General features: G+C 72.5%; 11 protein-coding genes. 7 read left to right on the forward strand and 4 right to left on the reverse strand.

Annotation, left to right across the window (positions count from 1 at the left end; translation table 11 throughout):
• The first annotated feature begins 21 nt into the window (after nt 1-21).
• The 3 genes from ABFX81_RS11930 to ABFX81_RS11940 are packed head-to-tail and all read left to right on the forward strand — an operon-like array spanning nt 22 to nt 2,545.
• The gene (locus ABFX81_RS11930) at nt 22-276 is read left to right on the forward strand and encodes a lasso peptide biosynthesis PqqD family chaperone (RefSeq protein ID WP_086840722.1); all 255 of its coding nucleotides are present in this window, start codon (nt 22-24) and stop codon (nt 274-276) included.
• Nucleotides 273-710 (forward strand): lasso peptide biosynthesis B2 protein, encoded by a 438-nt coding sequence (locus ABFX81_RS11935; protein ID WP_346138029.1) that lies wholly within the window; start codon nt 273-275, stop codon nt 708-710. Before ABFX81_RS11930 ends, ABFX81_RS11935 begins: the two co-directional genes overlap by 4 nt.
• Entirely contained in the window at nt 707-2,545 is a 1,839-nt protein-coding gene (locus ABFX81_RS11940) for an ABC transporter ATP-binding protein (protein ID WP_346138030.1), read from the forward strand. The genes ABFX81_RS11935 and ABFX81_RS11940 overlap by 4 nt, the downstream gene beginning before the upstream one ends.
• A gap of 111 nt (nt 2,546-2,656) precedes the next feature.
• Here the strand turns inward: ABFX81_RS11940 and ABFX81_RS11945 are convergent, their stop codons facing one another.
• Entirely contained in the window at nt 2,657-3,787 is a 1,131-nt protein-coding gene (locus ABFX81_RS11945) for a serine hydrolase domain-containing protein (protein ID WP_346138189.1), read from the reverse strand.
• On the reverse strand, nt 3,784-5,127 hold the full coding sequence (locus ABFX81_RS11950; RefSeq protein ID WP_086846746.1) for a Bcr/CflA family efflux MFS transporter: 1,344 nt from the start codon (nt 5,125-5,127) through the stop codon (nt 3,784-3,786). The genes ABFX81_RS11945 and ABFX81_RS11950 overlap by 4 nt, the downstream gene beginning before the upstream one ends.
• An 85-nt stretch (nt 5,128-5,212) precedes the next feature.
• Here ABFX81_RS11950 and ABFX81_RS11955 point away from each other — a divergent pair, with 85 nt between their 5' ends.
• Together ABFX81_RS11955 and ABFX81_RS11960 are read left to right on the forward strand one after the other, a co-directional pair.
• A complete protein-coding gene (locus ABFX81_RS11955; RefSeq protein WP_086846744.1) occupies nt 5,213-6,247 on the forward strand; it encodes a Gfo/Idh/MocA family oxidoreductase in 1,035 nt (344 codons plus the stop codon).
• A gap of 160 nt (nt 6,248-6,407) precedes the next feature.
• Nucleotides 6,408-7,166, forward strand: a complete 759-nt coding sequence (locus tag ABFX81_RS11960) for an SDR family NAD(P)-dependent oxidoreductase (RefSeq protein ID WP_086846741.1) — start codon at nt 6,408-6,410, stop codon at nt 7,164-7,166.
• A gap of 294 nt (nt 7,167-7,460) precedes the next feature.
• Here ABFX81_RS11960 and ABFX81_RS11965 read toward each other — a convergent pair whose 3' ends face one another.
• Together ABFX81_RS11965 and ABFX81_RS11970 are read right to left on the reverse strand one after the other, a co-directional pair.
• A complete protein-coding gene (locus ABFX81_RS11965; RefSeq protein WP_086846738.1) occupies nt 7,461-8,447 on the reverse strand; it encodes an aldo/keto reductase in 987 nt (328 codons plus the stop codon).
• A 59-nt stretch (nt 8,448-8,506) separates the two neighbouring features.
• On the reverse strand, nt 8,507-8,833 hold the full coding sequence (locus ABFX81_RS11970) for a hypothetical protein (protein WP_086846736.1): 327 nt from the start codon (nt 8,831-8,833) through the stop codon (nt 8,507-8,509).
• A 148-nt stretch (nt 8,834-8,981) separates the two neighbouring features.
• On the opposite strand from ABFX81_RS11970, the gene ABFX81_RS11975 reads away from it, so the two are divergent.
• Both ABFX81_RS11975 and ABFX81_RS11980 read left to right on the forward strand, forming a co-directional pair.
• The gene (locus ABFX81_RS11975) at nt 8,982-9,539 is read left to right on the forward strand and encodes a DoxX family membrane protein (RefSeq protein WP_086846734.1); all 558 of its coding nucleotides are present in this window, start codon (nt 8,982-8,984) and stop codon (nt 9,537-9,539) included.
• 48 nt (nt 9,540-9,587) lie between these two features.
• A complete protein-coding gene (locus tag ABFX81_RS11980; RefSeq protein WP_086846747.1) occupies nt 9,588-9,965 on the forward strand; it encodes a nucleoside triphosphate pyrophosphohydrolase family protein in 378 nt (125 codons plus the stop codon).
• Nucleotides 9,966-10,014 lie beyond the last annotated feature (49 nt).

The raw sequence follows: 10,014 nt of genomic DNA on the forward strand, positions 1-10,014 counted from the left end.
CCACGTCAGAAAGGCCCCCACATGCCCCTGCGGTTCGGCGACAACGTCTCCACGGCCGAGACCGACTACGGCACGGTACTGCTGGACGAACGCGCCGGCGACTACTGGGAGTTGAACCCGACGGCCACCCTGGTGGTGCGGACGCTGCTCGACGGCGGCGAGGAGTCGGACGCGGCCGCCGCCCTGATCCGGGAGTTCGACATCGACCAGGCACAGGCACTACGCGACGTCGAGACGCTCGTAGGCCAGCTGCGGAGCTCGGGGCTCGCCTCATGACGACGCCCAGCGCGCTGGAACGGCCCACCGATGTTCCCCTGGCCCGGCGTTTGGCCGCCCGCCTCGTCCTGCTCCCCGCCGTTGTCCTTGCCCTCCTGCCGCCCCGCCGCATCCGCACCGTACTCGGCGTCCTGCGGCGCGGTGCCGCGCCCGCCACCACTGCTCAGGCGCAGAACGCGCGCGACGCCATGTGCGCCGCCAGTCTGCGCTGTGCCGGACCCAAGGGGTGCCTGCCGCGTTCCCTGGGGGCGGCACTGCTGTGCCGGCTCGGCGGAACGTGGCCGACCTGGTGCACCGGCGTCCGTGTCGTCCCGCCCTTCACCGCGCACGCCTGGATCGAGGCGGAAGGCCGTCCCGTCGGCGAGGGTGTGCCGGAAGGCTACTTCGCCCGGCTGGTGGCCGTCGACCCGCTGCCACGACCGACGGACCGATGACCGGCACGACCGTTGTGAACGGCGGCCGGGCCCCGGTCGCCGAGGGTGACAAGTCCACCCGGGCGGCGGTGGCCACGATGTACCGGCTCACCGCCGGGCACCGGAGCGCCATCGCCGTCGCCACCGTACTGACCCTCGTAGGCTCCGCCCTGGGACTGACCCAGCCGCTCGTCGCCAAGCAGGTCGTGGACGCGAGCGGCCGAGGGCAGGTCATCTGGCCACTGCTGGCACTGCTCGGCGCGCTGTTCGTCACCGAAGCGGCGACGGGAGCCGCGGGGCGCTTCCTTCTGGAACGGATGGGCGAAGGTGTCGTACGGCAGCTCCGGCACGGGCTGGTGGGGCGGCTGCTCCGGCTGGAGATGAGGGAATACGACCGCCACCGGGGCGGCGACCTCATCTCCCGGGTGACGGCCGACACCACCGTACTCCGGGAGGTCGTGGCCCAGGCCCTTGTCGATCTGGTGACAGGAAGCCTTGTCGCCGCCGGCGCGATCGTCCTCATGGCGTGGCTGGACCCCCTGCTGCTGCTCCTGGTCGCTGCCACCGTGGCCGGGGCTGCCCTGGTCGTCGCCTCGCTGCTGGCGGGTATCCGAAGCGCGTCCGAACACATGCAGAACGCGATCGGCGCCATCGCCGCCGACCTGGAACGCGCCCTCGGTGCCCTGCCGATGCTCCGCGTGCACCGCGCCGAGGAGCGCGAGGCGGCGGCCATCGGCGCGCGTGTCGAGGCGGCCTACGGCGCGGGGGTACGCACCGCGAAGCTCGCCTCGGTCATGAGCCCCGCCGTCGAACTCGCCGTGCAGGGCTCCTTCCTCATCGTCCTGGTCGTCGGCGGCCTGCGCGTCAACGGCCAGTCCGGCTCCCTCGGCGACCTCGTCGCCTTCCTGCTGTACGCCTCGTACCTCGTCCTGCCGCTGTCCTCCGTCTTCCGTGCCGTGGGCCTCATCCAACGCGGGATGGGCGCCTACCAGCGCATCGACGAGGCGCTCCGTCTGCCCGTCGAGCCCACCGCACCGCGGGTCCCGAGAGTCCACGCGCACACACCCCCGCCGGCCAGGCCGTCCACCCCCCTCGAACAGCCCGCCCTCGCCCTGCGCGACGTCCGCTTCGGCTACGACCCGGACCGGCCGGTCCTGCGCGGCGTTTCGTTCTCCGTCGCGCGCCGGCAGCACGTCGCCTTGGTGGGTCGGTCCGGAGCCGGCAAGAGCACGGTGTTCGCCCTGGCGGCGAGGTTCTACGAGCCGGACGCGGGCGACGTGCTCTTCGACGGGCTGCCCGCGGCCGAACTCACCCGTGACGCATGCCGCCGCCGCATCGCCGTGGTCGACCAGAACGCCCACGTCGTCCACGGCACCCTGCGCGACAACATCGCCTACGCCGTGCCCGACGCCACGGAAGCGGAGATCCGGCGCGTCATGGAACTGGCTCGACTCGAAGAAGTCGTCGACCGGCTGCCGAGGGGCCTGAACGCCGTCATCGGCGAACGCGGCAGCACCCTCTCCGGCGGCGAACGCCAACGCGTCGCTCTCGCCCGCGCCTTGCTGGCCCGCCCCGCGCTACTCCTGCTGGACGAGCCCACCTCCCACCTCGACGCGATCAACGAATCGGCACTCACCACCGTCATGAAGGACGTCGCCCAGGAGTGCGCCCTGCTGGTCATCGCGCACCGCCTGTCCACCGTGCAGCACGCCGACCACATCGTCGTGCTGCACGACGGCCGCACAGCCGCCGGCGGACGCCACGAGGAGTTGCTGGTCGACAGCGCCCTCTACCGCGAACTGGCCGCGAGCCAGATTCTCCGACCGGGCGGGGAACCCCGGAGCGCCGAACCATGAACCCGAAAGGGCGCCCGGCCAGGCAGTACGCCAGTACGCTGGAAGGGCCTCTTGGCAGCTCGCACGGACACTGACCCCGCCTGAGCGCCCCGCACCCCGTCGCTCCCCCTCTCACATCCCCCGCACCGCCCGCGCCATCCGCGACCCCGCCGCCGCCCTCGGCGCGCTGTCCGGGCGGCGGCGGCGGGGATGGACCGCGTTGGTGAGGAGGATCAGGAACGTGTCCGTCGCCGGGTCGAGGACGAGGGACGTGCCTGTGAAGCCCGTGTGGCCCGCCGCGCCGCGCCCCGCCAGGTCGCCCATGAACCACGGCTGGTCGAGGGAGAAGCCCAGGCCGGGTGGGGTGAAGAGGAGGTCGACGAAGTCGGGGCCCAGAATGCGGGCGGGGCCGTAGGAGCCGCCGGCGAGGAGGGTGCGGCAGAACACCGCGAGGTCCCGGCCGGTGGAGAACAGGCCCGCGTGGCCCGCCACGCCGCCCAGCGCCCAGGCGTTCTCGTCGTGCACCTCGCCCCGCAGCATCCCCCGGTCCGCCTTGGCCCACGGACGCCGCTGGTCCTCGGTCGCCGCCGCCCCGGGGCACGGCCCGAACTCCGTCGCCGTCATGCCCAGCGGCCGGGTGATGCCGTCGCGGAAGAGGACGTCGAGCGTGCGGCCGGTGAGGCGTTCCAGGACGTGCTGGAGGAGCAGCATGTTCAGGTCGGAGTAGCGGTACGTGCCCGGTGCCTCGACCGGCGCCTCCGCCCGGAGCGCGGCCAGCCGCTCGGCCACGTCCGCGCAGTCGTACAGCGGGAGTTCGGGCCGCAGGCCGGAGGTGTGGGTGAGCAGCTGCCGCACGGTGATGCCGTGGCGGGCGGCCGCCGTGAAGTCGGGCAGGTACGCGCCCACCTTCGCGTCGATGCCCAGGGTCCCGCGCTCGATCTGCTGGACGGCGGCCACGGCTGTGAACAGTTTGGTCAGGGACGCCAGGTCGAAGGGGGTGCCGACGGTCATCGGGACCCGCTCCTCGGGCGGCAGTTCCACACCCGCGTCGGTGGCCTCGTCGTAGGCCGCGTAGCGGACGGCCCAGCCCGCCGCCTCCTCGACCGCGATCACCGGGCCGCGGCCGACGACCACGACCGCGCCGGGCGCCCAGGGACGCTGCCCGGTGGTGAGGACGTGGACCTCCCGGACCAGGTGACGCAGTTCCCCGGGGTCGAGTCCGGCCCGTTCCGGCGTGCCGTCGCGCAGTCTTGGTGCGCTCAGCTGTCCTCTCCCTCCACGCTCGCGCGCCTGCCGTCCGTCTTCTCGTCCGACTTCCCGGCCGTGTTCCCGTCCGACCTCCAGGGTCGGCACATTCCCACGAAGCAGGCCAGTGCCACCAGGGCGGCGGCCAGTTGGACGACGGCCATCGGGACGGCCGTGTCCTCCCCGGCGACGCCGACGAGCGGGGAGGCGATCGCGCCGATGAGGAACGACGACGTGCCGAGCAGGGCGGACGCCGAGCCGGCGGCGTGCTTGGTGCGCATCAGGGCGAGGGCCTGGGTGTTGGGCAGGGTGATGCCCATGGCGGACATCAGCACGAACAGCGCGACGGCGACGGGCGCGAGGGGGACCTCGCCGAACACGCCCAGGGACATCAGCAGCAGCGCGGTCGCGGCGGTGGTGACGATCGCCAGGCCGATCCCCAGGACGCGGTCCAGGCTGACCCGGCCGACGAGGATCTTGCCGTTGATCTGGCCGACGAGGACCAGCCCGACCGAGTTGACGCCGAACAGCAGGCTGAACGTCTGCGGGGAGGCGCCGTAGATCTCCTGGATGACGAACGGGGACGCCGAGATGTAGGCGAAGAGGGCGGCGAAGGCGAAGCCGCCGGTGAGGGTGTAGCCGGCGAAGGAACGGTCGGCGAGCAGGCCGCGCATCGAGCGCAGGGCCTCGCCGACGCCGCCGCTGTGGCGCTGCGCGGGCGGCAGGGTCTCGGGCAGCCTCGTCCAGACCAGGGCCCCGATCAGGATGCCGATGACCGTGAGGACGACGAACACGCCCCGCCAGTCCGTCACGCGCAGGACCTGCCCGCCGATCAGCGGCGCCACGATCGGGGCGACCCCGGAGATCAGCATGAGGGTGGAGAAGAAGCGGGCCATGGCCATGCCGTCGTACAGGTCGCGGACGACGGCCCGGGCGATGACGATGGCGGCCGCGCCCGCGAGGCCCTGCGCCAGCCGGAAGGCGACGAGGAGTTCGACGGTGGGCGCGAGCGCGCACAAGACGGTGGCGACGATGAAGACGCCGAGTCCGGCGAGGAGGGGGCGACGGCGCCCCCAGCGGTCGCTCATCGGTCCCACCACGAGCTGGCCGAGCGCCATGCCGGCCAGGCAGGTGGTGAGGGTGAGCTGAACGGTCGCGGCGGGAGCGTGCAGGGCGCGGGTGACCTCCGGCAGGGCCGGGAGGTACATGTCCATCGCCAGCGGGGGTACGGCGGTCAGGCTGCCGAGGAGGAAGGTGACCAGGAGCCCGGTGCGGCGTTGCGGTGTGAGGTCGGGCCGCTCCGTCCCGGCTGCGGCCCCCTGCGCGGTGTTCGGTATGGACGCCCCACCCTCGGGCATGAGTCCCTCCCTCTTCGAGTCGATCGCCACCTATGCTCTCAGCTCGTACGTACTGCTCGGGTTACGAGGTGAAGGCGGGGCGGGAATGACGGCGGACACGGTGCGGTGGGGGATCCTGGCGACCGGAGGGATCGCGGCGGCGTTCACCGCGGACCTGATCGACCTGCCGGACGCGGAGGTCGTGGCGGTGGCGTCCCGGTCGGAGGCGTCGGCGAAGACGTTCGCGGAGCGGTTCGGGATCCCGCGGGCGTACGGCGACTGGGACGCGCTCGCCCGGGACGAGGACATCGATGTCGTCTACGTCGCCACGCCGCACACGGCCCACCGGACCGCCGCCGGTTTGTGTCTGGCGGCCGGGCGGAACGTGCTGTGCGAGAAGCCGTTCACGCTGAACGTGCGCGAGGCGGCGGAACTCGTCGCGCTGGCGCGGGAGCACGGGCGCTTCCTGATGGAGGCGATGTGGATGTACTGCAACCCGATGGTGCGGCGGCTGAAGTCGCTGGTCGACGACGGCGCGATCGGTGACGTTCGTACGGTCCAGGCGGACTTCGGGCTGGCCGGGCCGTTCCCGCCCTCGCACCGGCTGCGGAACCCGGAGCTGGGCGGGGGCGCGCTGCTCGATCTGGGCGTGTATCCGGTGTCGTTCGCGCAGCTGCTGCTCGGGGAGCCGTCGGACATCGCGGCGCGAGCGGTGCTCTCCGAGGAGGGCGTCGATCTCCAGACGGGAGCGCTGCTCTCCTGGGAGAGCGGCGCTCTTGGCTCGGTGCACTGCTCCATCGTCGGCGGTACGGCGACCTCCGCCTCGGTCACCGGCTCGCAGGGCCGTATCGACATCCCGCACGGCTTCTTCTTCCCGGACCGCTTCGTGCTGCACCGGGACGGCCGTGACCCCGAGGAGTTCACGGCCGACCCGGCGGACGGACCCCGCAACAGCCTCCGTCACGAGGCGGCCGAGGTGATGCGCGCGCTGCGCGCCGGTGAGACCGAGTCCCCGCTCGTCCCGCTCGACGGCACCCTCGCCGTGATGCGGACGCTCGACGCGATCCGGGACCGCGTCGGCGTCCGCTACCCGGGCGAGACCCCGGACGAGGACCTCACGGCCGAGCTCACGCCGGCTTGAGCCCCTGCTCCCCCACCTGAGTCACGAAGGACGCGGCCGTCGTGACCGGCGCCCCTGCCTGGTCACGTACGGCAACGGTGTTGAAGTCGGCCCGCGCCGACTCCCGTCCCAGGCGACCGTGACGTAGCGCATGGCGGGCCCTCCCGTACGCTGCGGGCCCATGAATGCCAAGGAGAATGCGATCGCGGTGGTGACCGGGGCGGGCTCCGGCATCGGCCGGGCGGTCGCCGTGGAACTGCTGCGCTCCGGCTGGTCGGTGGCGCTGGCGGGGCGGCGCGCCGAGGCGCTGGAGGAGACGGCGGCCCTGGTGCCCGGGGGTGCGGCTCTCGCCGTACGGACGGACGTCTCACGGCCCGAGGACGTGACCGCGCTGTTCGCCGCCACCGCCGAGCGCTTCGGGCGGGTCGACCTGCTGTTCAACAACGCGGGCACGTTCGGGCCCGGCGGCGTGCCGGTCGAGGAGCTGCCCTACGAGGCGTGGCGGCACGTGGTGGACACCAACCTCAACGGGGCGTTCCTGTGCGCGCAGGCGGCGTACCGGCAGATGAAGGAGCAGGAGCCGCAGGGCGGGCGGATCATCAACAACGGCTCGATCTCCGCGCACACGCCGCGCCCGCACTCGGTGGCCTACACCGCGACCAAGCACGCGCTGACCGGCCTGACCAAATCGCTGTCGCTGGACGGGCGGCCGTACCGCATCGCCGTCGGGCAGATCGACATCGGCAACGCGGCCACCGACATGACGGCCCGTATGCAGACGGGAGCGCTTCAGGCGAACGGCGAGACCGCCCCGGAACCGGTGATGGACGTCGCCGACGTGGCCCGCACGGTGCGGCACATGGCGGAGCTGCCGCTGGAGGCGAATGTGCAGTTCGCGACCGTACTGGCCACGGCGATGCCGTACGTCGGGCGCGGCTGACCCCGGGGCGCACATTCGTCAACTCGTCAACTTGCACAAACGGAATTTGAACGTCCGCACCATTGCGGCCGGTGGGACGCCTATGCTCAACTCGCCTACACGAAAGCTTCACAGTTGGAGCAGAGAACCTCCGGCTGAGGGCTTCCGTAGGCCATGTCCAGGGGGGCGACGGCAGTCGTTCCACGGCACCGGGTGGGGGTGGACCCCGCGTGGGACCGCGGAGTACGCACCGGTGCGTGTGGAACGACTGCCGTTTACGTCAAGGGGGCCGGCGACCCGGGCCGGGGCGTGGGATCACCGCCCGAGCAGCCGGTCGACCTCGGTCAGCTGCGCGTCGGTCAGTGCCCCCTTCTCCAGCGCCGCCGCGTTCTCCTCGGCCTGGGGGACCGACCGGAAGCCCGGGATGGGAATGGTGCGCGGGCTGCGCGCCCACAACCAGGCCAGGGCGCCCTGGCCGAGCGTGCGGCCCTCGCTGGTGAGGACGTCCCTGACGGCGTCGATACGGGCGAGCCACTCCGGGTCGGCGCCGGATCCGTCGCCGAAACCCTGGAGCCAGGCCGGGGGCCTGCTGCGGATGTCACCGGCCTCCAACGGCTGCCGGGCCCGGCGTTTCCCGGTGAGCAGCCCCATGGCGAGCGGGCTGCGGTTGATGCTCGCCAGGCCCGCCTCCTCGCACAGCCGGATCATCGCGGGCGCGTCCTGGAGCACGTTGAGCGTGTGCTGGACGGCGGCGCAGTGCGGCCCCTCGGCGAACACGGCCGCGCGTGCGGGGTCGTCGGTGCTCCACGCGTAGGCCCGTATCAGCCCCTCGCGGACCAGCTCCTCGCACGCGTCCCGGAGCTGGGCGGCCTGCTCGGTGTCCTCGTCGGAGAGATGGAACTGGTAGAGATCGACGTAGTCGGTGCCGAGCCGGTCCAGGGACGCGGTCAGGGCGCGGCGCAAGTAGGCCGGGGAGGCGTCGCCGCCGGTGCGGGTCCGGGTGTCCTCGTCGAACACGTTGCCCCACTTGGTGGCGACGACGACATCGGCCCTGCGCTTGCCGAGGGCCCGGCCGAGCACGCGTTCGCTGTGTCCGGCGCCGTAGGTGTCGGCGGTGTCGAAGAAGGTGACGCCCAGGTCGAGGGCGCGCCGCACCGCCCGGACCGACTCCTCGTCGTCGACCCTGCCCCAGCCGAGCGGCTGTCCGTCGGTCCCCTGCCATTCGCCGCCGATGGCCCAGCAGCCGAAGCCGAGGGCGCTCACCTCGATGCCGCTGCGTCCCAGCGTCCGTGTGGTTTCCATGCCCGGGGATGCTAGGAGTTGGAGCGCAGGCGAAGGCAAGGCCCGGCGGAGTGCGGTTTTCAGGCCTGTCCGGTCTCGAAGCGGGAGATCCGGCCGTCGTCGTCCACGGTGAAGCTCCACCGGGTGCGCATCTCGCCCCAGGTGTCGTTGTTGTAGCGGGCGATGAGGGCGCGGCCGCCGTTGGACTCGTTGTCGACCTCCAGGTGGCCGTGGGAGGAGAAGATCTCCCGGTCCACCCAGTCGGCGAGGTCCCGGTCGGAGCCGTCGTCGGCCATGGTCGCGCCGGGTGCGAGGAGCGCCATGAAGGCCTCGCGGTCGTGGTTGTTCACGGCGGTCACGAAGGCGCGAACGGCCGGATCGCTGAGGCGCGTCGTCTGAATCGTCATGCCGGTCAGCCTCGTACCGGCCGCCCCGCCACGCCACCCGTGCCACCCGAACGGCGTCCCGGGCGGGTCCGGGGGGTGTCAGGGGTGCGACCGTGGAAACGCGACGGGGAGTGTTCCCCTGTTCCTGCTGTCTGCTCCGGGAGACGACGTGAGGCGTTACGACCGACGTGATCTGGGCCTGCTGCTGCTTCGGCTGGGGACGGGCGGTGTGCTGGCCGCGCACGGCACGCAGAAGCTGTTCGGCTGGTTCGGCGGGCACGGCATCGAGGGGACCGGCCAGTTCATGGAGTCCGTCGGCTACGTTCCCGGCAAGACGAGCGCGACGGCGGCCGGCCTCGCCGAAACCGGTGGCGGCGCGCTGCTGGCCCTGGGCCTCGCCACACCGGCCGCCGGGGCCGCGGCGGCCGGCGCGATGGCCGGAGCGGCCGCGGTGCACACGCCGAACGGCTTCTTCAACCAGGGCGGCGGCTACGAGTACGCGGCGACGCTGGGCCTCACGGCCGCCGGCCTGGCCGTCACCGGCCCGGGAAGGCTCTCCCTGGACCACGCGCTCGGGCACGCGGTGAACCGGGGCTGGATGATTCCGGCGGCGTTCGCTGCGACGGCGGCGGGGACGGCACTGGTCGTGGGGGCGCGTGCCCGGCGGCTGCGGAAGGCGAAGGAGGGCGAGCAGGACCCGCTGTTCGAAGAGGAGTTCATGGAGTAGCCGTCGGGGGCGCCTCACTGTCAGACCCTCGTGGCAGGCTGCCGCCCCATGAACGATCACACGCCTCAGGCCCCGCCCCCGCCCGACCTGTGGGCCACCGTCGACACCCTGTGGGAGTGGCTCGACTCCCACCGTCCGATCGAGGGCCGCGAGGGTGTGCTGCTGCGCGTCCTGAAGCTGTCCGAGGAGGTCGGGGAGGTCGCCGAGGCGGTGATCGGCGCGACCGGCCAGAACCCGCGCAAGGGCGTGACGCACACCTGGGACGACGTGCAGGCGGAGCTGTGCGATGTCGTCATCACGGCACTGGTGGCACTGCGGACCCTGACGCCGGAGGCGCGGGAGGTCCTCGCCCGGCATCTGGAGCGGGTGACACGACGGTCCGCGGAGCTGCCGGCACGAGCGGACGTGCCGCGTCCATCGCACTGATCATCGGATAACGCACAACAGCCCGTTCACCTTTCCCCGTCGGGTTACG

The sequence above is a fragment of the Streptomyces coeruleofuscus genome (assembly GCF_039532725.1).
In the GTDB taxonomy this organism is placed as follows: domain Bacteria; phylum Actinomycetota; class Actinomycetes; order Streptomycetales; family Streptomycetaceae; genus Streptomyces; species Streptomyces coeruleofuscus.

What these genes read in the sequence shown, in the direction of transcription:
- ABFX81_RS11950 (WP_086846746.1), bottom strand. Translation starts at nt 5,127, where the DNA reads ATGCCCGAGGGTGGGGCGTCCATACCGAACACCGCGCAGGGGGCCGCA.
- ABFX81_RS11980 (WP_086846747.1), top strand. Translation starts at nt 9,588, where the DNA reads ATGAACGATCACACGCCTCAGGCCCCGCCCCCGCCCGACCTGTGGGCC.
- ABFX81_RS11970 (WP_086846736.1), bottom strand. Translation starts at nt 8,833, where the DNA reads ATGACGATTCAGACGACGCGCCTCAGCGATCCGGCCGTTCGCGCCTTC.
- ABFX81_RS11935 (WP_346138029.1), top strand. Translation starts at nt 273, where the DNA reads ATGACGACGCCCAGCGCGCTGGAACGGCCCACCGATGTTCCCCTGGCC.
- ABFX81_RS11930 (WP_086840722.1), top strand. Translation starts at nt 22, where the DNA reads ATGCCCCTGCGGTTCGGCGACAACGTCTCCACGGCCGAGACCGACTAC.
- ABFX81_RS11940 (WP_346138030.1), top strand. Translation starts at nt 707, where the DNA reads ATGACCGGCACGACCGTTGTGAACGGCGGCCGGGCCCCGGTCGCCGAG.
- ABFX81_RS11965 (WP_086846738.1), bottom strand. Translation starts at nt 8,447, where the DNA reads ATGGAAACCACACGGACGCTGGGACGCAGCGGCATCGAGGTGAGCGCC.
- ABFX81_RS11960 (WP_086846741.1), top strand. Translation starts at nt 6,408, where the DNA reads ATGAATGCCAAGGAGAATGCGATCGCGGTGGTGACCGGGGCGGGCTCC.
- ABFX81_RS11955 (WP_086846744.1), top strand. Translation starts at nt 5,213, where the DNA reads ATGACGGCGGACACGGTGCGGTGGGGGATCCTGGCGACCGGAGGGATC.